This window comes from Streptomyces sp. 142MFCol3.1 (assembly GCF_000424945.1).
Taxonomy (GTDB): Bacteria; Actinomycetota; Actinomycetes; order Streptomycetales; family Streptomycetaceae; genus Streptomyces; species Streptomyces siamensis.
The window spans coordinates 1-22,810 of the sequence record NZ_AUKV01000053.1 but is presented as its reverse complement, the minus strand read 5'-3'; the positions used below and the strand labels follow the sequence as shown (position 1 = coordinate 22,810).

Annotated in this window: 21 protein-coding genes and 1 rRNA gene; 5 read left to right on the top strand and 17 right to left on the bottom strand. The window is 71.1% G+C overall.

The genetic code is table 11. From position 1 onward, the window contains the following. Positions 1-61: 61 nt before the first annotated feature. Positions 62-1,588, bottom strand: coding sequence for a helix-turn-helix domain-containing protein (locus H305_RS0141080; protein ID WP_028805583.1), 1,527 nt, complete (start codon positions 1,586-1,588; stop codon positions 62-64). A gap of 215 nt (positions 1,589-1,803) precedes the next feature. Between H305_RS0141080 and H305_RS0141075 the strand changes: the two genes are divergently transcribed. Further along, complete coding sequence (locus H305_RS0141075; protein WP_028805582.1) at positions 1,804-2,523, top strand: DUF4232 domain-containing protein; 720 nt, start codon at positions 1,804-1,806, stop codon at positions 2,521-2,523. Between the two features lie 94 nt (positions 2,524-2,617). Further along, complete coding sequence (locus H305_RS0141070; protein ID WP_051371540.1) at positions 2,618-3,523, top strand: NAD(P)-dependent oxidoreductase; 906 nt, start codon at positions 2,618-2,620, stop codon at positions 3,521-3,523. Here H305_RS0141070 and hemB read toward each other — a convergent pair. From hemB to H305_RS0141040, 6 genes are all read right to left on the bottom strand, one after another. Next, on the bottom strand, positions 3,509-4,507 hold the full coding sequence (gene hemB, locus H305_RS0141065) for a porphobilinogen synthase (RefSeq protein ID WP_028805580.1): 999 nt from the start codon (positions 4,505-4,507) through the stop codon (positions 3,509-3,511). The two genes, H305_RS0141070 and hemB, sit on opposite strands and share 15 nt — an antisense overlap. 204 nt (positions 4,508-4,711) lie before the next feature. Beyond that, a complete protein-coding gene (locus H305_RS0141060; RefSeq protein ID WP_028805579.1) occupies positions 4,712-6,415 on the bottom strand; it encodes a uroporphyrinogen-III synthase in 1,704 nt (567 codons plus the stop codon). Continuing rightward, positions 6,412-7,389 (bottom strand): hydroxymethylbilane synthase, encoded by a 978-nt coding sequence (gene hemC / locus H305_RS0141055; protein WP_037767035.1) that lies wholly within the window; start codon positions 7,387-7,389, stop codon positions 6,412-6,414. The genes H305_RS0141060 and hemC overlap by 4 nt, the downstream gene beginning before the upstream one ends. Further along, positions 7,386-9,167 carry a glutamyl-tRNA reductase gene (locus H305_RS0141050; protein ID WP_028805577.1) on the bottom strand — a complete coding sequence of 594 codons (1,782 nt, stop codon included), beginning with the start codon at positions 9,165-9,167 and terminating at the stop codon, positions 7,386-7,388. Before H305_RS0141050 ends, hemC begins: the two co-directional genes overlap by 4 nt. After that, on the bottom strand, positions 9,164-9,922 hold the full coding sequence (locus tag H305_RS0141045; RefSeq protein ID WP_028805576.1) for a redox-sensing transcriptional repressor Rex: 759 nt from the start codon (positions 9,920-9,922) through the stop codon (positions 9,164-9,166). Before H305_RS0141045 ends, H305_RS0141050 begins: the two co-directional genes overlap by 4 nt. Before the next feature lie 364 nt (positions 9,923-10,286). After that, positions 10,287-10,565: a glutaredoxin family protein gene (locus H305_RS0141040; RefSeq protein WP_199791533.1), complete on the bottom strand. Its 279-nt coding sequence runs from the start codon at positions 10,563-10,565 to the stop codon at positions 10,287-10,289. A 185-nt stretch (positions 10,566-10,750) separates the two neighbouring features. On the opposite strand from H305_RS0141040, the gene H305_RS0141035 reads away from it, so the two are divergent. From H305_RS0141035 to H305_RS0141025, 3 genes are all read left to right on the top strand, one after another. After that, on the top strand, positions 10,751-11,698 hold the full coding sequence (locus tag H305_RS0141035) for an HAD family hydrolase (protein ID WP_051371535.1): 948 nt from the start codon (positions 10,751-10,753) through the stop codon (positions 11,696-11,698). Between the two features lie 455 nt (positions 11,699-12,153). Next, positions 12,154-12,924 (top strand): ECF subfamily RNA polymerase sigma factor, BldN family, encoded by a 771-nt coding sequence (locus H305_RS0141030; protein ID WP_028805573.1) that lies wholly within the window; start codon positions 12,154-12,156, stop codon positions 12,922-12,924. A 253-nt stretch (positions 12,925-13,177) separates the two neighbouring features. Next, a complete protein-coding gene (locus H305_RS0141025) occupies positions 13,178-14,401 on the top strand; it encodes a DUF5667 domain-containing protein (protein ID WP_028805572.1) in 1,224 nt (407 codons plus the stop codon). Between the two features lie 106 nt (positions 14,402-14,507). On the opposite strand, the gene H305_RS0141020 is transcribed toward H305_RS0141025, so the two are convergent. The 10 genes from H305_RS0141020 to rrf form a co-directional block, all read right to left on the bottom strand. Continuing rightward, positions 14,508-15,557 (bottom strand): lysophospholipid acyltransferase family protein, encoded by a 1,050-nt coding sequence (locus H305_RS0141020; RefSeq protein ID WP_028805571.1) that lies wholly within the window; start codon positions 15,555-15,557, stop codon positions 14,508-14,510. Between the two features lie 14 nt (positions 15,558-15,571). Continuing rightward, entirely contained in the window at positions 15,572-16,633 is a 1,062-nt protein-coding gene (locus tag H305_RS0141015) for an NAD-dependent epimerase/dehydratase family protein (protein ID WP_028805570.1), read from the bottom strand. Positions 16,634-16,974: 341 nt separating this feature from the next. After that, positions 16,975-17,073 carry a 30S ribosomal protein bS22 gene (locus H305_RS51750; protein WP_003948845.1) on the bottom strand — a complete coding sequence of 33 codons (99 nt, stop codon included), beginning with the start codon at positions 17,071-17,073 and terminating at the stop codon, positions 16,975-16,977. A gap of 142 nt (positions 17,074-17,215) precedes the next feature. Then, the gene (locus tag H305_RS0141010; protein WP_004984898.1) at positions 17,216-17,428 is read right to left on the bottom strand and encodes a helix-turn-helix domain-containing protein; all 213 of its coding nucleotides are present in this window, start codon (positions 17,426-17,428) and stop codon (positions 17,216-17,218) included. A gap of 129 nt (positions 17,429-17,557) precedes the next feature. Next, positions 17,558-18,373, bottom strand: a complete 816-nt coding sequence (locus H305_RS0141005; RefSeq protein ID WP_028805569.1) for a phosphatase — start codon at positions 18,371-18,373, stop codon at positions 17,558-17,560. A gap of 119 nt (positions 18,374-18,492) precedes the next feature. Beyond that, positions 18,493-19,665: an acetoin utilization protein AcuC gene (locus H305_RS0141000; protein WP_028805568.1), complete on the bottom strand. Its 1,173-nt coding sequence runs from the start codon at positions 19,663-19,665 to the stop codon at positions 18,493-18,495. Next, positions 19,616-20,824 carry an MFS transporter gene (locus H305_RS0140995; protein WP_028805567.1) on the bottom strand — a complete coding sequence of 403 codons (1,209 nt, stop codon included), beginning with the start codon at positions 20,822-20,824 and terminating at the stop codon, positions 19,616-19,618. Before H305_RS0140995 ends, H305_RS0141000 begins: the two co-directional genes overlap by 50 nt. A 153-nt stretch (positions 20,825-20,977) precedes the next feature. Beyond that, on the bottom strand, positions 20,978-21,679 hold the full coding sequence (locus tag H305_RS0140990; protein ID WP_028805566.1) for a VC0807 family protein: 702 nt from the start codon (positions 21,677-21,679) through the stop codon (positions 20,978-20,980). A 146-nt stretch (positions 21,680-21,825) separates the two neighbouring features. Beyond that, positions 21,826-22,470 carry an HAD family hydrolase gene (locus H305_RS0140985; protein WP_028805565.1) on the bottom strand — a complete coding sequence of 215 codons (645 nt, stop codon included), beginning with the start codon at positions 22,468-22,470 and terminating at the stop codon, positions 21,826-21,828. Positions 22,471-22,570: 100 nt separating this feature from the next. Next, a 5S ribosomal RNA gene (gene rrf / locus H305_RS0140980) occupies positions 22,571-22,687 on the bottom strand. Between the last annotated feature and the right edge of the window lie 123 nt (positions 22,688-22,810).

The following is a 22,810-nucleotide window of genomic DNA, read 5'->3' as shown; positions in this document are numbered from 1 at the left end:
TCGGCGCGCACGGCGGCGCCGTGTTCCGCCGGCGCAGCCGGCCGGCGCGGGCCCGCACGTCCTAACCGACGGCCGCCGTCTGCCACTCGCTGCCGCCCAGCGGATAGTCGTACGCCGGCCGTCCCGCGTTCCCGCTCGTGCGGAACACCTTCCCCCGGTCGTCGATCCGCACGGTCCCGTGCCGGGTCCCGCTCGACCACTCCAGTTCCAGGTACCAGCCGACGTCGTGCGCCCGCGCGTGCGCCAGCACGTAGAAGACCTCCGGATCGGACTCGCTGACCTTGTAGGGGAAGTCGCGCTGGCCGTGCTCCGGCACGACGGACGGGCGCCCGTTGTCGAGGTCCACACCGAAGGACTTCGTCGACACGTTGCCGCCGCAGCCCACGCCCATCGCGTAGTCGTTCCAGGGGAGCGGGCTGCCCTTGTGCACGACACGCACGTGCAGCGCCTCCAGCACGACGGTCGCCTTTCCGGTGCCCTGCACCGTGAGCGCGAGCATCTGGTCCTTGCCGGCGACGCCGCCGAGCGCGCCGACCCACCCGCGGGCGTCCTGCTCGCCGGGCGGCGGGGGCACCTGCGCGGGCTCCCGGTCCACCAAGTAGTGCTGGCTGCACGGGTCTTCGAACCGGTACGGGTTGGTGGCGACCAGGGGCGCGGTGCCCTCGGCGGCGCCGGAGCCCGGTGCGGCGCCGCCCGGCGCGGTGCCGGACGCCGACGTGTTGCCGCCGCGCGAGGCCGGCGCCGAGGGCGACGGGTGCCGCGTGCCGGGCGTCGCGGTGGCGTTCGCCGTGCCGGTCCCCGTCCCCGTGTTGCCGGGCGTAGCCTCGGCGGACGGGGCGACGGCCCCGGCAGACCGTTTCCCGCCCTGGTCGTCGTCCGTGCCGGGCACGAGGGTCGCGACGAGAGCGGCGGCGACGGCAGCGGCGGCCACGGCGACCGCGGCGAGCACGACGGAGCGCCGGCGCCGGGGCACCCGGGCCCGCGTGGGCACGGGCCCGCCCGGTGAGACGGGGAGAGGGGCCGTGGCACCGGATGAGCCGGCTCCGGCAGCGGCCTCCCGTGGGGACCCGGCCTCGGCCTCCGTGTCGTGGGCGGAAGAAGTCCCCGGCGCGTGAGCCGCTCCAGGTTCCTGCCCCGCCGTCGCCCGGTCGCCCGCCGCCACCGTGTCGGCCGCCATCACCGTGCCGGACACCGCCACCGTGTCGGCCGTCTCTGCCCCTTCGACCGCGACCGCCCCTTCGGCCGCCGCTGCCCGGTCCGCGGCCTTCGGCCCACCCGCCGCGGCCGGCACCGGCCCGGAGGACGGCGCCGGACCGCCCGACGCCTCCGGCTCCGCCGCTCCCTTGCGGCCCCGCAGCGCGTCCGCCCGCACCCACCTCCGGTGCAGTTCCAGCAGTTCGCCGGGAGTGGCCTTGCACAGCCGGGCGAGCCGTTCCACGGGCGCGTAGTCCGCCGGTACGGCCTCCCCGTTGACGTACCGGTGCAACGTCGACGCACTCACGTGCAGCCGCTTCCCCAGCACCCCGTAACTGAGCCCGGACCGCTCCTTCAACTCCCGCAGAAGCTCCGCGAAATCGTCCCGCGCCACCCTTCCCCCATCCCCGGCGTCCCGGGGCCGCGTTCCAGGGGCATGCCATTCCCCCAGGTCAGACCCCGTACAAACGTTCCGGCGTCCCGAATGCCCCGGCCACCGTGGCGGTCGGGACGGATCACCGCCCAAGCTGTTGTCATCCAAGCACGCCGCTCCCCTAGACCGGTCGAGCGGCCGCTCCAACCAGCCATACCTGCACAGGGGGACCACTCATGTCCGCACGCACCACCCGCACCCGCCTCCTCGCCGCCTCGACGGTCGCACTGGCCGCACTCGCGCTCTCGGCGTGCGACAACGGGCAGGGCGTACGGGACGAGGGCCCGTCCGCCGCGTCCAAGTCCTCTGCGCAGCCGACCGGTTCGTCCTCCACCGGGGGTTCCGCCCCCGGCTCCACGGGCAAGCCGGCCAGGAGCACCGGCGGCACGGACGGCGGCACCACGGCCGGCGGTTCGGGCGGCGCCTCGGGCTCGTCCGGAAAGACCTCCGGGGGCTCGACGGGCGACGGCAAGGCCGGCGGGCCCACCCGCAACGCCGCCTGCGACGGCTCCAACACGAAGACGACCGCCACCGAGGTCACCCGCCCCCTCAACCACATGCTCCTCACCGTCACCAACACCGGTTCGAAGAACTGCGACCTGACCGGCTACCCCGTCGCCCGATTCGGTGAGGCGCAGGCGGTGCCGCCGGTCGCCGAGGAGACCCACCCGCAGGCGGTCGTGACCCTCGCTCCCGGCGAGTCCGGCTACGCGGGCGTGCGCCTGTCCGCGGCGGACGGCAGCGGCGGCAACGGCTACACGGCCACGACCCTGGTCGTCGGCTTCGACAAGGGCGCCTCCGCCCGCCCCGCGCTCCCCTCGAAGGGCGTGTACGTCGACGACAAGCTCCTGCTCACGTACTGGCAGCAGAGCCTGGACGACGCCCTGGCGTACTGAGCGCGGGCGGCCGGGGGTCACTTACCGAAAGGTGAGGAGCCGACCAATTAGTGGGTACTTGTGGCGAGTTGGGGACCCGACCAGCATGGTCCCCATGACTTCCGACGATCTTGCCGAGTCCGCGGCCACCACGGCCCCCGCCGCCCCCGTCTGTGTCCTGGGCCTCGGCCTCATGGGCACGGCCCTGGCCTCCGCCTTCCTGAGGGCGGGGCACCCCACGACGGTGTGGAACCGCACCCCGTCGAAGACCGGCCCTCTGGTGGCCCGGGGCGCCGCCCCGGCCGACACCCCCGTCGGGGCCCTCACGGCCGGCCCGCTCACCCTCGTCTGCCTCACCACGTACGACGACGTGGCCGGACTCCTCCATCCGCACGCCGACGCCCTCGCGGGCCGCACCCTGGTGAACGTCACCAACGGAACGCCCGCGCAGGCCCGGCGGACGGCTTCCTGGGCGCGGGACCACGGCATCGCGTACCTGGACGGCGGCATCATGGCCGTCCCCCCGATGATCGGGACGCCCGCGGCGTACGTCCTCTACAGCGGCGATGAACAGGCCTACCGGACGCACCGGGGCACGCTCGCCGCGCTCGGCGGCACCCGCTGGACCGGCACCGACCCGGGCCTGGCCGCGCTGTACGACCTGTCGCTGCTGACGGGCATGTACGGGATGGTCGCGGGCGTGGCCCAGGCGTACGCCCTGATCCGTTCGCAGGGCATCGGCGCCCGGGAGTTCGCGCCGCTGCTGTCCGACTGGCTGGTCGCGATGGCCGGCGGTCTGGTCCCGGGCACCGCGGAGGCCGTCGACAGCGGACGGCATCTCACCGACGTGTCCAGCCTGGCGGTCAGCCGGGCCGCGTTCCCGGGACTCCTCGCGACCTTCGCGGAACAGGGCCTGCGCACCGAACTCTTCACACCGATGCGGGACCTGCTGGACCGGGCGGTCGCGGAGGGGTACGCCGACGACGGGCTCTCCCGCCTGGTGGACCTACTGGCGGCCTAGCGTCCGGGCGACCTCGGTGGCCCAGTAGGTGAGGATGTTCTGCGCCCCGGCCCGCTTGATGCCGGTCAGCGCCTCCAGGATGGCCTTGTCCCGGTCGATCCAGCCCTTCTCCGCGGCGGCCTCGATCATCGAGTACTCGCCGGAGATCTGGTACGCGGCGACGGGCACGTCGACCGCCTCCGCCACCCGTGCGAGGACGTCCAGGTACGGGCCGGCCGGCTTGACCATCACCATGTCGGCGCCCTCCTCGAGGTCGAGCGCCAACTCTCGCATCGCCTCCCGCACGTTGGCGGGATCCTGCTGGTACGTCTTCCGGTCGCCCTGCAGCGAGGAGCCCACCGCCTCGCGGAAGGGACCGTAGAACGCCGAGGAGTACTTGACGGTGTACGCCAGGATCGAGACGTCCTCACGGCCGATCTGGTCGAGCGCGTCGCGGACGACGCCGATCTGGCCGTCCATCATCCCGCTGGGTCCCACCACGTGCGCTCCGGCGTCGGCCTGCACCTGGGCCATCTCGGCGTACCGCTCCAGCGTCGCGTCGTTGTCGACGCGGCCCTCGGCGTCCAGGACCCCGCAGTGCCCGTGGTCGGTGAACTCGTCGAGGCACAGGTCCGACATGACGATCAGGTCGTCGCCCACCTCGGAGCGGACGTCGCGCAGCGCGACCTGGAGGATCCCGTCGGGGTCGGTGCCGGCGGTTCCCTGGGCGTCCTTGACGGCGTCGTCCGGCACGCCGAACAGCATGATCCCGGAGACACCGGCCTCCAGGGCCTCCACGGCGGCCTTCCGCAGGCTGTCCCGCGTGTGCTGCACGACACCGGGCATCGCCGCGATCGGCACCGGCTCGCTCACGCCCTCCCGCACGAACGCGGGCAGGATGAGGTCGGCGGGGTGCAGGCGCGTCTCCGCGACCATGCGGCGCATGACAGGTGTCGTACGCAGCCGCCGCGGCCGCGTACCGGGGAAGGATCCGTACTTCGTCATGCCCCCACGCTACGCCTGCCCCAAGGGCACCCATACCGACGCTTTGTCGGCGTTCGCGCCCGCGGGCCGGGCCGGGACCGGCCCGTCGGGCGTCCGAGCGCACGGCCGTCCGGGCCGCGGCGGGGGTCCGGGGACGGCAGCCCCCGTGTCCCACGGGACGGGTGGGGGCCGAGGGGGAAACACGTCCCCCTCGGCCCCCTGCCGTCAGGTGGTGCGGCGGCGGCGCGAGCCGGGCCGGCGCTCGCTCGGCCGCGTCACCGGGTCACCGGCGTCCAGCGCGGCGGCCCGTCGGCGCAGCCCGAAGTCGGCCAGCGCCTCCGCGAGCTTGTGCACCGACGGCTCCGGCGCCATGACGTCGACCCGCAGTCCGTGCTCCTCCGCCGTCTTGGCCGTGGCGGGACCGATGCACGCGATGACGGTCACGTTGTGCGGCTTGCCCGCGATGCCCACCAGGTTCCGCACGGTCGACGACGAGGTGAAGAGCACCGCGTCGAAGCCGCCGCCCTTGATGGCCTCACGCGTCTCCGCCGGCGGCGGCGAGGCCCGCACGGTCCGGTAGGCCGTGACGTCGTCGACCTCCCAGCCCAGCTCGATGAGCCCGGCGACGAGCGTCTCGGTGGCGATGTCGGCACGCGGCAGGAACACCCGGTCGATCGGGTCGAACACCGGGTCGTACGGCGGCCAGTCCTCCAGCAGTCCGGCGGCCGACTGCTCACCGCTCGGCACCAGGTCCGGCTTCACGCCGAAGGCGATCAACGCCTTCGCGGTCTGGTCGCCCACGGCCGCGACCTTGATCCCGGCGAAGGCGCGGGCGTCGAGCCCGTACTCCTCGAACTTCTCCCGCACGGCCTTGACCGCGTTCACCGAGGTGAAGGCGATCCACTCGTAGCGGCCGGTCACCAGGCCCTTGACCGCGCGCTCCATCTGCTGGGGCGTGCGCGGCGGTTCGACGGCGATGGTCGGCACCTCGTGCGGTACCGCTCCGTAGGACCGCAGCTGGTCGGAGAGCGAAGCCGCCTGCTCCTTCGTACGCGGCACGAGGACCTTCCAGCCGAACAGCGGCTTGGACTCGAACCACGACAACTGGTCGCGCTGGGCGGCTGAGGAACGCTCACCGACCACGACTATCACCGGCCGGCCGCCTTCCGGGGACGGCAGCACCTTCGCCTGCTTCAGCGTCTGCGCGATGGTGCCGAGGGTGGCGGTCCAGGTGCGCTGACGCGTGGTGGTACCGGCGACGGTCACCGTCATCGGGGTGTCGGGCTTGCGCCCGGCCGCCACGAGTTCACCGGCGGCCGCGGCCACGGAGTCGAGCGTCGTCGAGACCACGACGGTCCCGTCGGACGCGCCGACCTCGGTCCAGCAGCGGTCGGAGGCCGTCCGCGCGTCGACGAACCGGACGTCCGCGCCCTGCGCGTCGCGCAGCGGCACACCCGCGTAGGCGGGCACGCCGACGGCGGCGGCGATGCCGGGCACGACCTCGAACGGGACGCCCGCCGCGGCGCACGCGAGCATTTCCTCGGCGGCGTACGTATCAAGTCCCGGGTCCCCGGACACCGCACGCACGACCCGCTTGCCGCCCCGCGCGGCCTCCATGACAAGATTGGCGGCGTCCCTCGACGCGGGGTCACCAACGGTTGTTGACGCGCCGTCAACAACCGTCAGCTGAGGCGCGCCCGTGCCCATGTACGCGTCCGGAGAAGTGTCCGGATCGGTGCTCAGCACGGCGACGCTTTGTCTGGCATGCACACGCACCACGTCGAGCACCTCGTGCTCGGCGACGAGAACGTCCGCGTTCGCCAGCGCCTCCACGGCGCGCAGTGTCAGGAGTCCTGGATCCCCGGGTCCGGCACCCAGGAAGGTGACGTGCCCGTGTTCCGGACCGGCGGGAAGGTTGGTGGGGCTCAAAGTGCTCGCTCCCCCATCAGACCGGCCGCGCCCTTGGCAAGCATCTCGGCGGCGAGTTCACGGCCGAGCGCAATCGCTTGGTCATGTGTCTCGGGCACGGGACCGGTGGTGGACAGCTGCACCAGCGTCGAGCCGTCGGTCGTGCCGACGACGCCGCGCAGGCGCATCTCCTTGACAATCTGCCCGTCGGCCAGCAGGTCGGCGAGCGCGCCCACGGGCGCGCTGCAACCGGCCTCCAAGGCGGCAAGCAGGGACCGCTCGGCGGTCACGGCGGCCCGGGTGAACGGGTCGTCGAGCTCTCCGAGCGCTGCGACGAGGTCCGCGTTGTCCGCGGCGCACTCGATCGCCAGTGCCCCCTGGCCGGGGGCGGGCAAAACAGTGTCGACCGACAGGAAGTCGGTGACCTCGTCGATACGGCCGATCCGGTTGAGTCCGGCGGCGGCGAGCACGACGGCGTCGAGTTCCCCGCTGCGCACGTACCCGATACGGGTGTCGACGTTCCCGCGGATGGCGACCGTCTCGATCGTCATCCCGTGATTGCGCGCGTACGCGTTCAGCTGGGCCATGCGGCGCGGCGAACCGGTGCCGATGCGCGCGCCCTCGGGAAGTTCGGTGAAGGTGAGACCGTCACGGGCGACCAGCACGTCGCGCGGGTCCTCGCGCAGCGGCACGGCGGCCAGCGCCAGGTCGTCGGGCTGCGCGGTCGGCAGGTCCTTGAGGGAGTGCACGGCGAAGTCGACGTCACCGCGCACCAGTGCCTCGCGCAGCGCGGTCACGAAGACCCCGGTGCCGCCGATCTGCGCGAGGTGCTCGCGCGAGGTGTCGCCGTACGTCGTGATCTCGACCAGCTCGACGGGGCGCCCGGTCACCCGGCTGACGGCGTCCGCCACCTGCCCGGACTGGGCCATGGCGAGTTTGCTGCGCCTGGTCCCCAGCCTCAGCGCACCTTCTCGGTAGGTTCGCGGCTCACTCATGCTCGCCCTCGGTTCCTGGCGTTCTCGTTCTCGGGTTCGTCGTCGGCCCGCGAAACGGAGGCGACCGTCTCGGGGTCCAGATCGAACAGGGTCCGCAGTGCGTCCGCGTACCCGGCGCCGCCCGGCTCGGCCGCGAGCTGCTTGACCCGCACGGTCGGCGCGTGCAGCAGCTTGTCGACGACACGCCGCACGGCCTGTGTGATCTCACCGCGCTGCTTGTCGTCGAGGCCGGGCAGCCGGCCGTCGAGCCGCGCGATCTCGTTCGCGACGACGTCGGCGGCCATGGCGCGCAGAGCCACCACGGTGGGCGTGATGTGCGCCGCCCGCTGGGCGGCGCCGAAGGCGGCCACCTCGTCGGAGACGATCCTGCGCACCTGGTCGACGTCCGCGGCCATCGGCGCGTCCGCGGAGGCCTCGGCCAGCGACTCGATGTCGACGAGACGCACGCCGAGCAGCCGGTGCACGGCGGCGTCGATGTCGCGGGGCATCGCGAGGTCCAGCAGCGCGAGCACGGGCGCGGGCCGGGGGGCCCCGGCGACGGGCTCGGGCCTGCGGCGCTCGGGGATGCGGCCCGCGGTGGCGACGGCGGAGACCAGCGCGGCGATGGCGTCGGCGTCGCTCTCCGGGTCAAGCAGCGTGGACACGCCCGCGTCGTGGACCGTGGCGGTGCGTGCGGCGGCCGGACGCTGCGCGCGGCCCGCCGCGTCGCCCTTGTCCACCCATGCCGCGTGCTGCTCCAGCTCGGCCGCGGCCATGCCGGCCACCGCCGCCTCGCCGAGCACCGAGAATCCGGCCGTGCTCTGCACTCCGGGCAGGTCGAGGGGGCAGCCCTCCTCGGCGCCGACGCCGGTCGGCGCGAGCGTGGTGCCCGGCTGCGCGGTGCGGGCCGCGGGTGACGGCGTACGGGCGGACCCGGCACCGGACACGGACACTCCCGTGCGGCCCTCCACGGCCGCCGCGACGGCCTCGGCCGTCAGGACGAGCCCGGTGGCGCCGGTGCAGGAGACCGCGATGTCGGCACGTGTCAGCTCGACCGGTACCGACTCCATCGGTACCGCGCGGGCCGACACGTCCGTGTCCTCGCTGTCGGTGAGGATCCGGGCCAGGCGCTCGGCACGGTCGAAGGTGCGGTTGGCGATCACGATCTCGCCGACCCCGGCGCGCGCGAGGGTGGCCGCGGCCAGCGAGGACATCGAGCCCGCGCCGATGACCAGGGCCTTCCTGCCCTTGGCCCAGGCCTCGACCGCCGCACCGGCGGACAGCTGCTCCAGGCCGAAGGTGACCAGGGACTGGCCCGCACGGTCGATGCCGGTCTCGGAGTGTGCGCGCTTGCCGACCCGCAGTGCCTGCTGGAACAGGTCGTTCAGGAGACGGCCGGCGGTGTGCAGCTCCTGCGCGGTGGCCAGCGCGTCCTTGATCTGGCCGAGGATCTGGCCCTCGCCCACGACCATCGAATCCAGGCCGCACGCCACGGAGAAGAGGTGGTGGACCGCCCGGTCCTCGTAGTGCACGTACAGGTACGGGGTGAGCTCCTCGAGGCCGACCCCGCTGTGCTGGGCGAGCAGCAGGGACAGCTCGGCGACGCCCGCGTGGAACTTGTCCACGTCGGCGTACAGCTCGATGCGGTTGCAGGTGGCGAGCACGGCGGCCTCGGCGGCCGGTTCGGCGGCGAGGGTGTCCTGGAGCAGCTTGACCTGCGCGTCCGCGGACAGCGCGGCGCGTTCGAGGACGCTGACCGCAGCGCTGCGGTGGCTCAGCCCGACGACGAGGAGACTCATGCCGGCATCACGGCGGGGACGTCCCCGTCGGGTCCCTTCTCGTCGTCGCCCTGGTGGGCCGCGGCCACGGCCCCGGCCTGCGACTCGGCTTCCTCGCCGGCCTTGCGCTGCTCGTGGAACGCCAGGATCTGCAGCTCGATGGAGAGGTCGACCTTGCGCACGTCGACGCCGTCCGGGACGGACAGGACGGTCGGTGCGAAGTTCAGGATGGAGGTGACCCCGGCGGCGACCAGGCGCTCACAGACCTGCTGGGCGACGCCCGGCGGGGTGGTGATCACGCCGATGGAGACGCCGTTGTCGGAGATGATCTTCTCGAGGTCGTCGCTGTGCTGCACGGTGATCCCGGCGACCTGCTTCCCGGCCATCTCGGGATCGGCGTCGATCAGCGCGGCGACCCGGAAGCCACGGGACGCGAACCCTCCGTAATTGGCCAGCGCCGCGCCGAGGTTACCGATACCGACGATCACAACCGGCCAGTCCTGGGTCAGGCCCAGTTCACGGGAGATCTGGTAGACGAGATACTCGACGTCGTACCCCACGCCACGGGTCCCGTAGGAGCCGAGGTACGAGAAGTCCTTGCGCAGCTTCGCGGAGTTGACCCCCGCCGCGGCCGCGAGCTCCTCGGAGGAGACCGTGGGGACCGAGCGCTCCGACAGTGCGGTGAGAGCTCGGAGGTACAGCGGAAGCCTGGCGACGGTGGCCTCGGGAATGCCTCGGCTGCGGGTCGCCGGTCGGTGAGTTCGGCCAGTTGCCACGGTGCTCCTGCGGGTAGAGCGGGGCTGCAGGCGGTCACACGTACCTAGACCGCCCCGTCGAATGCAGGCTATGTCTTTGTGAACGCGTGCACAAAGATGGTGTCCGATTTGCCCGGCCAACGTGACCGGGGTCACGCGCGCCCGGCGCGCACGTATGGAACCGGCGCACACGCATCTTCGTTCGGCACCTGAAGGGGGCAAAACCGCACACTCTCCTCAACGCATCCCGCCCCCGAGACCAGTCGCCGTCGATCCTAGGCGACTTTCCGGACCACTTGGACTGCCCAGTCAGGTCACATCGAGGTCACGGCGCGCCCGCGAGGTGGCCGCACCGGCGTTCCCGCACGGCGTCCCCCGGGTGAGTTCACCGTGTGAGGGCCTTGCGCAGACGCTCCTCGTCCACCCGCCAGAACGTGTGCTGCGCGCCGTCCACCAGCACCACCGGGACCTGTTCCCAGTACTCGCGGTGCAGCGCCTCGTCCTGGGTGATGTCCTTCTGCTCCCAGGGGACGCCGAGATCACCGCAGACCTTCTCGATGACCTGCTGTGCGTCATCACACAGATGACAGCCGGGCTTCCGGATCAATGTGACGAGCCGGTCCTGGGGGGCCTTGCGCCGAAACATGGGACTCATGTCGGCCATTCTCGCCCCGCGCTCGGCGACACGGCTCCTCGGGCGAGCACATCCGTCGAACCTCCCCTGAACACCCGCGGAGCCGCTCCGGCGCGCCAATGGGAGCACTTCTTCCACGACTCGGTCGCGGAGAGTTCACAGCGCCGAATCCTCTCGGCTCCGGAACCACCGAACAGACTGGCTATGCTCACGCCATGGCCGCTCTCGGATGGCTCACTCCCCGTAGGCGCTCCGCCACGGCGCGGAGCGTGTTGGCAGGCGAGGCCTCTGCGGAGGCAGCGCGCAAGTCCTCGCAGGAACTGTCCTCGCAGGAACTGGAAGAACCGGCACCCGACACCGCCGCGGAGGAACCGGAGTTCCCGGTCCTCGGCGACGACAGGGCCGCCGCGTTCTTCGACCTCGACAACACCGTGATGCAGGGCGCGGCCCTCTTCCACTTCGGCCGGGGCCTGTACAAGCGGCGGTTCTTCGAGACGCGTGACCTCGTCCGATTCGCGTGGCAGCAGGCGTGGTTCAGGCTCGCCGGCGTCGAGGACCCCGAGCACATGCAGGACGCGCGCGACTCCGCGCTGTCGATCGTCAAGGGACACCGCGTCTCCGAACTGATGTCGATCGGCGAGGAGATCTACGACGAGTACATGGCCGAGCGGATCTGGCCCGGCACCCGCGCCCTCGCCCAGGCCCACCTCGACGCGGGCCAGAAGGTGTGGCTGGTGACGGCCGCGCCGGTGGAGATCGCCACCGTGATCGCCCGCCGCCTCGGCCTGACCGGCGCCCTCGGCACGGTCGCGGAATCCGTCGACGGCGTCTACACCGGCAAGCTGGTCGGCGAGCCGCTGCACGGCCCGGCGAAGGCGGAGGCGGTCCGCGCCCTGGCCTCGGCGGAGGGCCTGGACCTCTCGCGCTGCGCCGCGTACAGCGACTCCCACAACGACATTCCCATGCTGTCGCTGGTCGGGCACCCCTACGCCATCAACCCCGACACCAAGCTGCGTCGGCACGCCCGGGACTCCGACTGGCGCCTGCGCGACTACCGCACCGCCCGCAAGGCCGCCAAGGTCGGCATCCCCGCCGCGGCCGGAGTCGGCGCGGTGGCCGGCGGCACCGCGGCCGCCATCGCCCTCCACCGCCGCCGCCGCTGACCCACCCCGACGCCACGGCCCCGGCCCTCCAGGCCGGGGCCGGCCGCGTTACCCGTACGCCGCCGCGAACTGCGGGCACTTCCGGCCGACGCCCGAGAGATCCCGGCCCGCCCGACGCCGGGCGAACCGCCCGGGCCGGCCACCGGGCCGCGCCCAATTCAGCGGGTCCTACCCCCACAGCCCCGCCGCCAGTCCCCTTGCCGCGAGACGGCCACAACACGCCCCGCACTCAGGCGGAACACGAACTAATCCGATCAACAACTGTTCACCATCTGGCACTTGAAAAGTCGTCGATCGATAACAGAAGCGACGTAATCGATGATTTTAGCAACTGGGTGTAGCGCTGCCTGTACGAAGCGTTATTCTCCTCAGACGCAAACCGGTACCCCTCCGTCGCTACGACGGGTGAACGGTCCCGCGCTGCACGTGATGGAAGCTCTGCCTCTGGGAGTCCCGTGTACTCACACGTCGGGGTTGACGCCTCGGGCCTGGCTACGCTGCGCGCAACGGTCCTGGACCGTCTTCGCGGCTTCGTCCCCACCGCGTACGCCGTACCCGCCCTCGCCGCCCCCGCGCCCGTCGGCCCCTGCTACGCGCTGGCCGACGGCAACGCGGCGGTCGGCAGGCGCGGCCGCTCGAGCTCGGCCACCACCGCACGCCGCCCGGCCGCGGACAGTGACAGCGCCAGGATGATGGACCTCGTGGAGCGCGCGCAGGCCGGCGAGGCCGACGCGTTCGGACGGCTCTACGACCAGTACAGCGACACCGTGTACCGCTACATCTACTACCGGGTGGGCGGCAAGGCGACCGCCGAGGACCTGACGAGCGAGACCTTTCTGCGGGCCCTCAGGCGCATCGGCACCTTCACCTGGCAGGGCCGCGACTTCGGCGCCTGGCTCGTCACGATCGCCCGCAACCTGGTCGCCGACCACTTCAAGTCCAGCCGATTCCGGCTGGAGGTGACCACCGGCGAGATGCTCGACGCGAACGAGGTCGAACGCTCCCCCGAGGACTCCGTCCTGGAGTCCCTGTCGAACGCGGCGTTGCTCGACGCCGTCCGGCGCCTCAACCCGCAGCAGCAGGAGTGCGTGACACTCCGCTTCCTCCAGGGGCTCTCGGTCGCCGAGACCGCCCGGGTGATGGGCAAGAACGAGGGCGCCATCAAGACCCTGCAGTACCGGGCCGTCCGCACGCTGGCCCGGCTGCTCCCGGACGACGCGCGCTGAAGCCTGTACCACCCATAGCGATCCCGCACGTTCAGCGACGATCAACTCACCCTATGTAAAAGACTGTTGACTTCGCGGTCCGATCATCCGTCGTCCGTAACCCAAGTGCCGCGACGCTCGTTGTGCGGGATACAGGCTCCCTGTGGTCACCCCTTGGCCAGCACTGATCACTCGATCGTGTGAATGTGGTCAGGGAGTGCACCCTCAGGACCCCCTGGGGAGTCGACCGTCATGACGAGAGGAGGTGCCGCCAGTGATCGCGAACGTATCGGCACACCGGCGGGCGAACGCCTTCGCCCAGGCTCTGGAGGAGCAGTCCGAACAGGACCCGGCGGCCGAGCAGCCCGATGGATGGGCGCCGTCCCCGGCTACTGCGGAACGGACCGAGGAGGGCCCGCTCCTGGCCCTCGCCACCGGTCTCGGCGAACTGCCCAAGCCGGAGCTGGACCCCGAGGTCAAAGTCGTGCAGCGAGCCCAGCTCGTCGCCGCGATGGAGGCCATGCTGCTGGAGGGCGCTGCCGGGGGCGAGGACCGCGATCCCGCGGTGCCCGAGCAGCGGACCCACCGGGCCAAGGGCGCGCACCGGGCGAGCGGGCTGGGCAAATTGCGACCGCGGTCCCGGCTGTCGAAGGGCTTGGCCGCGGGCGGGCTCACCGTCGGTGTGGCCGCCGGAGCCTTCGGCGGTGTGGCCGCCGCCAGCTCCGACGCCCTCCCCGGAGATTCGCTCTACGGGCTCAAGCGAGGCATGGAGGACATCAAGCTGGGCCTGGCCCACGGCGACAGCGACCGCGGCGAGCTCTACCTCGACCAGGCCTCGACCCGGCTGAGCGAGGCGCGGCGGCTGATGGAGCGGGACCGCTCGGGCCAACTCGACCACGAGTCCCTGGGCGAGGTCCGCCGTGCCCTGTCGGGCATGCAGCACGACGCCTCGGAAGGCCACCGTCTGCTGCACGAGGCGTACGCGAGGGACGGCTCACTGGGCCCCATCCAGGCCCTGTCCGCCTTCTCCCAGTCGCATCGTCAAGCCTGGGGCGCGCTGCGCGACCGGCTGCCCGTGCAGCTCGGCGACGTCAGTGACCAGGTCTCGTCGGTCTTCGACGCCATAGACGAAGAGGTCGGCCCACTGCGCTCGTTGCTGCCCCCGACGCCCTCTCCGGAGGGCACCGGCCGCCACCGCGGCAGGAGCGAGGAGGCCACCGCCTCGTCCGGGACGGACGCTTCGGCGCCCAGCACTGCCACCAGCGGCTCCTCGGCCGGCGGTCACAGCAGCGGCAAGCCGAAGCCGTCCAGCTCGGACAGCAGCAGCGACGGCCTCATCGGCGGCAGCACGGGCGGACTTCTGGACCCGCCCAAGGACACCGCCAGTTCCTCGCCGTCCGGCAGCAGGAGCACCCCGACGAGCGAGCCGGACGTCACCCTGCCCCCGCTCCTCCCGGGCCTCCTCCCGGGCCTGGGCATCGACAGCGACGACAACTGACGCACTACGCGGCTGGGGGCGCTCTTCTCCGGAAGGGCGCCCCCAGCCGCGTACCGGCGCGTGTACGAACCGGTCCAGCCGAAGAACTCAGCAGGACCCGAAACACTCAGAAGAACACGGACCGCCGCTGCACCAGCAGCTTGTACAGCGTGTGCTGGATCTGCTCCCTGACCTGGTCCGTCAGGTTGAACATCAGCATCGGGTCCTCGGCCGCCTCCGGCGGATAGCCGTCCGTGCGGATCGGCTCACCGAACTGGATCGTCCACTTCGTGGGCAGCGGAATCGCACCGAGCGGCCCCAGCCACGGGAAGGTCGGCGTGATCGGGAAGTACGGGAAGCCCAGCAGCCTCGCGAGGGTCTTCGCGTTGCCGATCATCGGGTAGATCTCCTCCGCGCCCACGATCGAGCACGGGATGATCGGGGTGCCCTTTCGCAGGGCGGTGGAGACGAACCCGCCGCGGCCGAAGCGCTGGAGCTTGTAGCGCTCGCTGAACGGCTTGCCGATGCCCTTGAAGCCCTCCGGCATCACACCGACCACTTCACCCCGTTCCAGGAGCCGTTCGGCATCCTCCGCGCAGGCCAGGGTGTGACCGGCCTTGCGGGCCAGTTCGTTGACGACCGGCAGCATGAAGACCAGGTCGGCGGCGAGGAGCCGGAGGTGCCGGCCGGCAGGGTGGTTGTCGTGCACGGCGACCTGCATCATCAGGCCGTCCAGCGGCAGGGTCCCCGAGTGGTTGGCGACGATCAGCGCCCCGCCCTCGGACGGGATGTTCTCGATGCCCTTCACGTCGACGCGGAAGTACTTGTCGTACAACGGCCGGATCAGCGACATCAGGGCCTGGTCGGTGAGTTCGGCGTCGTAGCCGAAGTCGTCGACCTCGTAGTCACCGGTCAGCCGGCGGCGCAGGAAGGCCAGGCCCCCGGCGATACGCCGCTCCAGGCCGCCGCCGTCCTGTTGCTGCTGGGGTGGCTGTTCCTCACGCGTCACAGGAACATCATCCTGTGGGACGGCCGGGCCCGGCAGGGGCTGGACCTCACGAACCACCACGGGCTCCGCCTTGCGCCGGCTCCCCGCGGCCCGGCGCCGCTGCGGGCGCTGCATCGCAGCCCCGCGCGACCGGTCGTCATCGAACGGAATGACTTTGGCGTCCGCCATCGTTGATGCGCTCCTCAGTTGGCGCTCTGCGTCGGAGGGTGGCCGCCGCCCAGGACGGGCAGCGCGGCGATCCGGTCGACGGCCCCCGCAAGGGCCTCGGGGGGCAGGAGGCCGGGCCCCCGGCTGCGGGCGAAGTCGGCGAAGGTCTCCGCGGTCGTGTACTTCGGCTTGTAGCCCAGCGTCTCGCGCATCTGGATCGTCGACACGACCCGGCCGTGCGTGAGCAGCCGCAGTTGCTCCGGCGAGAAGTCCGTTACACCCAGGGTACGCACGGCCGTGCCCGCCCAGCTGAGCGCGGGCAGCAGCAGCGGCACCGTGGGCCGGCCGAGACGTCGCGCGCACTGGGAGAGCAGCAGAACGCCGTCGCCCGCGATGTTGAACGTGCCGCTGTTGAGGGTGCCGCGTTCCGGCTCGTGCGAGGCCAGTCGCAGCACCTCGATCACGTCGTCCTCGTGCACGAACTGCAGGCGCGGGTCGTAGCCGAAGACGGTCGGCAGCACGGGCAGCGAGAAGTACGAGGCGAGCGGCGAGTCCGCGCTCGGCCCGAGGATGTTCGCGAACCGCAGCACACACACGGCCACATCGGGCCTGCGGCGCGCGAACCCGCGTACGTAGCCCTCGACCTCCACGGTGTCCTTCGCGAAGCCGCCGCTGGGAAGCGACTTGGGCGGGGTGGTCTCGGTGAAGACCGCGGGGTCGCGGGGGGCGGAGCCGTACACGTTCGTACTGGACTTCACGACGAGCCGTTTGACCGTCGGGGACTTCTGGCAGGCACCCAGGAGCTGCATGGTGCCGATGACGTTGGTCTCCTTGACCGTGGTCCGGCTGCCGCCGCTCAGCGCCGTACCGGTCACGTCCAAGTGCACCACCGTGTCGACGGTGTGCTCGGCGAGCACCCGCGCGATGGCCGGCTGGCGGATGTCCGCCTGCACGAAATCGGCGCCGCCGAGATGATGCTCGGGCGGGACCGCGTCCACGGCCACCACCCGGTCGACCTGCGGGTCACGCTGGATCCGTCGCACGAACCGGCCCCCCAGCTGGCGGGCCACTCCGGTCACGAGCACGACCTTCCCCAAGATCAGCGCCTTCCTTCCAGAACTGGACGTAGCTCTGCGCGTACCCTGCCGGGTTCCCCGTGTGCCGCCAACTTAGCGGTTGGACGTTGCGCTGTGATGACCGCCCGATGCATGAAGTGACGACAGCCACAGACGTACGACCAGACCCAGCCATTCGGCCTAAGGCTCACACACCTCCGCGCCCCGCACCTGACCGGCCCCGAACCCGGGCGGACCGGTGCCGCACCCGCACCGGACCGGCGCCCGCAGAGCGCGAGCACCCGCCCGCACGGCCGCCCGGACACGAACGTGGCCCCCCACCAGCCGGTGGGGGGCCACGTCATGCGCTTGTGCGGCGCCGCTTACTTCTTGTTGCGACGCTGAACGCGAGTGCGCTTGAGCAGCTTGCGGTGCTTCTTCTTCGCCATCCGCTTGCGCCGCTTCTTGATAACAGAGCCCACGACTACCCTCGCTCACTTCTCTTTACTCGGTGCTGGGCTGCATGGGCCCACACGACCTATGAGGGGCCAGCCTACCCGTCCGAGCGCCGAGGTCGTAATCGAGGGGTTCCGGGAGATCTCCATCGATCCCCCGGAAACGCCGTCAGGCCGTCTCCACCCCCACATAGCTCTCACGGAGGTACTCGTGAACCGCTTGCTCCGGCACCCGGAAGGACCTCCCCACCCGGATGGCCGGCAGATGACCGCTGTGCACCAGCCGGTACACGGTCATCTTCGACACTCGCATCACCGAGGCGACCTCCGCCACGGTAAGGAACTGAACCTCGTTCAGAGGCCTCTCGCCAGCTGCAGCCATGACACACCTGAACCTTCCGCACTCGACGGCCACCGGCTTCCCCTTCCGGTGACTCTTCGTCGTTGCGTGCTCACTCCCCAGACTAGGGGCGGGTGATGCGAGTGGGGAAGAGGGGATGCCATCGGGCGCCTACTGTGACAGACACGCTCGATTGAGTACATAGCGAGTAAGCGGTCGGTAGTAATCAGACCGCACAGCGTCATCAAGCGGAACGACGACGGACACCTGCCCCTCTGCCTCTCCGACGAAGAGCGCAGGATCGTCCGTATCGGCCAGCCCCATCGCCTCGAACCCCAGCTGACCTGCCCCGCAGACCCATCCGTGGTCCCCGATGACCAGCCCCGGGAGGGGGCCGCCGGCCTCCGCGGCGGCCGCCAGAGCGGTCCGAACCGGGAGCGGCGAGTGGGTGTGCGCGCCGGTCGTACGCCCGGTGGCCTGCACGCCTGGTTCGCGCACCAGCGCGACACCTTGTACGTAGTCAAGGTTGTACGTGCGTAGGCCGAACCGGGTCGTTATGTCGACACAGCTACCCTGCGCGGGAGTGAGGACCGTACACCCCGCCGCCGACAGGGCGTCCGCGAGAGCGGCGTAGAAACCGATCAGCCGGTGCGGATGACCGGTGCCGAGGAGCACCGGAGTACGGCTGCGGGCCGCCTCGCCGAGCCGCTGCGCGAAGGCGTCGAGCGCCACCAGGGTGCGCTCGGGATCGATCACATCATGCCCTGAAGTGTGCGCGGGATCGGCCGAAACCCCGCACTTGTCGGCCATCAGATCGATCAAGTCCTGCTGCCGCCAGGTCCATTCGGGATCGAGGCCGAGCAGCATCCGGGGATCGCGGGCGGCGAAGAGCCGATAGCTGCGCAGGCTCTCCTCGCGCGAGGTGGCCACGGGCCCGGCCAACCGGGCGGCCAGCAGGTGTGCACGCATTGCTCCGGTGCTCAACACGTCAGCGATGCTGGCGCATCCGTCGTCGCCGCAAGCCCAAAACGCAGAAAATGCCCCACAGTTGGCCTAATGGGTCCACAGGGTCGGCACAGCTTACGGCCGGGGGCCGGGGAGTCGCCCTAGGCCAGAAGGCCGCGCAGCGGGAACACGGCCCTGCGGGTGGCGACGATCGCCTGGTCCAGACGGTCCGCGGGGTCGTACCCCGCCTCCCAGTCCTTCCAGGACACGGGCCAGCGGCCGTCCGTCATCCGCGCCGGCGCCAACTGCCGGGCACGGGCGAAGACTTCCAGCCGCCAGCTCTCGGGGATCACCGTCTCGGGCGCCAGCGGCCGGCCCGCGGCGATCGCGACCAGGTGCGTCCAGGACCGCGGCACGACCTCCACCACGGCGTACCCGCCGCCACCGAGCGCGACCCAGCGCCCGTCCGCGTACTCGTGCGCCAGGTCGTGGCAGGCCATCTGCACGGCGCGCTGGGCGTCGAGCGAGACGGCGAGGTGCGCGAGCGGGTCCTCGAAGTGGGTGTCGGCGCCGTGCTGGGTGACCAGGACCTGGGGCCGGAAGTCCGCGATCAGCTCGGGCACCACCGAGTCGAAGGCGCGCAGCCATCCGGCGTCCCCGGTGCCGGCGGGCAGGGCGACGTTGACCGCGGAGCCCGCCGCCTTGTCGGCGCCGGTCTCCTCCGGCCATCCCGTCTGCGGGAACAGCGTCCGCGGATGCTCGTGCAGCGAGATCGTGAGAACCCTCGGATCCTCCCAGAAGGCCGACTGCACCCCGTCGCCGTGGTGCACGTCGACGTCGACGTACGCGACGCGCTCGGCTCCCAGTTCGAGCAGCCGGGCGACGGCGAGCGCGGCGTCGTTGTAGATGCAGAACCCGGACGCGGCACCGGGCATCGCATGGTGCAGGCCGCCCGCGAAGTTCACGGCGTGCAGCGCGTCTCCGCGCCACACCGCCTCGGCGGCCCCCACGGACTGCCCGGCGATGAGCGCCGACACCTCGTGCATCCCGGCGAACGCGGGGTCGTCCACGGTCCCCAGCCCGTACGACGCGTCCGCGGACCCCGGGTCGGCGGACGCGGCCTTGACCGCCTCCACGTAGTCCTCTCGGTGCACGAGCCGCAGCGTGGAGTCCCCGGCGGACTTCGCCGCGACGACATCGACGTCACGGTCGAGCCCGAAAGCGCCGACCAGGCTCCGGGTCAGCGCGAGCCTGACCGGGTCCATCGGGTGCTCGGGACCGAAGTCATAGCCCGTTACTGCCTCGTCCCACATCAGCTGTGCGCGGCCGCTCATGACCGTCACCGTATCGGCTTGGTTCAGGTGCGAACGACCGGGCGTACCCCAGGGTCACCAGGACCAGCACCATCGGCACGAGCATGGCGCCCCGGTAGTTCCAGGCGTCCCCCAGTGCCCCCACCAACGGCGAACCGATCAGGAAGCCCACGTAGTTGAAGATGTTCAGGCGCGCGATCGCCGTGTCCGAGGCACCCGGGAAGAGCCGCCCCGCCGCCGCGAAGGTCTGCGGCACGATCACGCACAGCCCCAGGCCCAACAGCGTGAACCCGAGCATGCCCACCCAGGCACCGGGAGCGACCGCCACGACCGCGAACCCGAGCGCCGCCACCACCGCCCCGAGCCGCACCACGGCCACGGCCCCGAAGCGCCGCACCCCGAAGTCGCCGATCGCCCGGCCCAGCAGCGTAGTCACCATGTACACGTTGTACGGAACGGTCGCCAGCTGCTCGGAGCTGCCCAGCACGTCCTGAAGGTATTTGGCGCTCCAGTTGGAGACCGTCGAATCCCCGATGTACGCGAACGTCATCACCAGACACAGCGGCAGCAGCAGCTTGAAGACGACAGGCCCGCCCTCGGCCGCCTCCCGCTGCTCGGGCGCGCCGCCGTCGACGTACCAGCGGCTCCCCACGAACGTGGCCGGAAGCAGCACCAGCGCCACCGGCAGGTAGGACACGAGCAGCGAGAGGTGCCAGTGCGCCCCCGCCCACGCGAGCGACGCACCCACGATCCCGCCCAGGCTGTACGCAGCGTGGAAGCCGAGCATGATGCTGCGCCCGTACGTCCGTTGGAGGCTCACGCCGAGCATGTTCATCGAGGCGTCGAGCGCGCCGACCGCGAGACCGAAGGCGCCCAGGGCGATCGCGACCTCGACGAGGTGGTCACCGGCGCCGACGCCGAGCAGGGCGAGCAGCACGACCGGCTGGGACCAACGCAGCAGACGGCTGGCCGGTATCCGCTTGACCAGGTGCTCGGTCGTCACGCTGCCGACCCCGGCGAGAATGGGCACGGCGGCCAGGAAGACGGGCAGCAGCGCGTCGGATATCCCGTACCGGTCCTGGATGGCCGGGATGCGCGTCACGAGGAGCGCGAAGGTGGCGCCCTGAGCGAAGAAGCTGAACGCCAAAGAGGCCCTGCCGCGCCGCAGCACATCTGTCATGGCGGCGAGCGTAGGGCCCCGGCTTACCGGTGGGTAGATCAAGCCGAAGATGAATTCTGCTCATCTCTTCGGGTGAAGCGGTGGAGCGGCACTCGGTGTGTACCGGGCCGGGCCGGTCGGCGGCCCTCGGGCGAACCGGGGCGGCCCCGCCGTTCAGCGGGTCCGGCCGGCCAGCTCCTGCTCCAGCAGCTTCTCCATCGGGACGACCGCGAAGCGCCCGCTGAGGAGGATGGCCAGGCCGATCGTGGCGACCATGACGACCGTGCCAAGCCAGACCATGGTGTCGACCGGCAGCGTGTACGCGCCCACCACCCGCAGGACGCACTCACCGAGCAGCGCCGCTCCCCAGATGAGGGAGAAGGTGCGCTCCGCCTGCCGGAACCGCTCGGAGCCGGCGAGCAGCCGCTCCCAGGCGGCGTTCTTGGCCGGGTCGCCCTTGATGAGGAACGGCTTCATCCCCTGCGTCATCATCGGCCGGCCGAGCCGTACCGACACCAGGATGCCGATACCGACCACGCTGCTGACACCGCTGTCCTTCGCCAGCATCAGCCGCGGGTCACCGGCGACCAGGCTGAGGAGAAGTCCGACGACGTTGACGAGGAGGATCAGTCCGGCCAGCCCGTTGAACGTGCGCTCCCTCACCAGGCTCCACAGCGTCCGCACCGCCGGCACCACACTGCTCCAGGCCAGAGCCGCCACGGTGCTCATCCCGAACCCGTTCTTCAGGAGGTAGTACGACGCCAGGGGCACCGCCACGTCCATGATCAGCGGCAGGAAGCCGGGCTTGGCGGCGGCCGGTCCGGTCGCCGCGACGGCGGTCGCTTCGGTGCTGGTCTCGATGGTCGTGGCGCTCATGATCGGGTCCCTCCGTCGTCGCTGTGTACGTCCCGTTTCGATGTACTCAGCTTCGCGGTCGGACCCCGTCCGCCGACAGAATCGATCGTCCGGAGCTCCGCATGACAAATGTCAGTCGCCACACATGGACGCCGTCACGGGCGACGTCATACCAGCAGGTCAGCCAACTCGCCCATGTCGGTGAACAGTTGGGTTGCGCCGGCGAGCTTGGCGGCGGGTGTCATGGCGGTGAACCCGTACACGTCCATGCCTGCCGCATGCGCCGCCTGCACGCCCAGCGGACTGTCCTCCACGACGACACACCGCTGCGGCGGTACGCCCATGCGCTCGGCGGCGTGCAGGAACAGGTCGGGGGCGGGTTTGCCCCGCCCCACGTCCTGCGAGCTGAAGACTCGCTCTTCGTCGAACCACTGGTCGAGCCCCGTCCTGCGGTGCCCCACCCGGATCCGCTCATGGCTCCCGGAGGAGGCCACGCAGTACGGCACGCCGTCCGCGGCCAGCTTCTCCAGCACCTGCACGGCACCGGGAACGGGCTCCAACTCCCGCTCGAAGGCGGCGAAGACGCGCGCGTGGAAGACGTCGTCGAAGTCGTCGGGAAGCCGCCGGCCACTGCGCTCGAGCACGAGGTCGTGGATGCGGTGCATCGCCGAGCCCATGTAGTCCCTGATGGAGTCCTCGTACGAGGTCGGATGCCCCAGCTCGGTGAGATGGGCGGCCAGGATCGTGTTGGAGATCCGTTCACTGTCCACCAGGACACCGTCATTGTCGAAGATCACCAGGTCGTAGCGCATGGGTCGACCCTAATCGACCCGCGCGATGGCACGCGGGCGGCCCGTAAACGCAGAAAACCCCTGTACCGGTATCCCGGTACAGGGGTCTTCTTCAATATTTGTTCGGCGGCGTCCTACTCTCCCACAGGGTCCCCCCTGCAGTACCATCGGCGCTGTAAGGCTTAGCTTCCGGGTTCGGAATGTAACCGGGCGTTTCCCTCACGCTATGACCACCGAAACACTATGAAACTGTCAACCGCACCATAGCCGTGGCCCGACTACGGGGTTGTTCGTGGTTTCAGAACCAACACAGTGGACGCGAGCAACTGAGGACAAGCCCTCGGCCTATTAGTACCAGTCA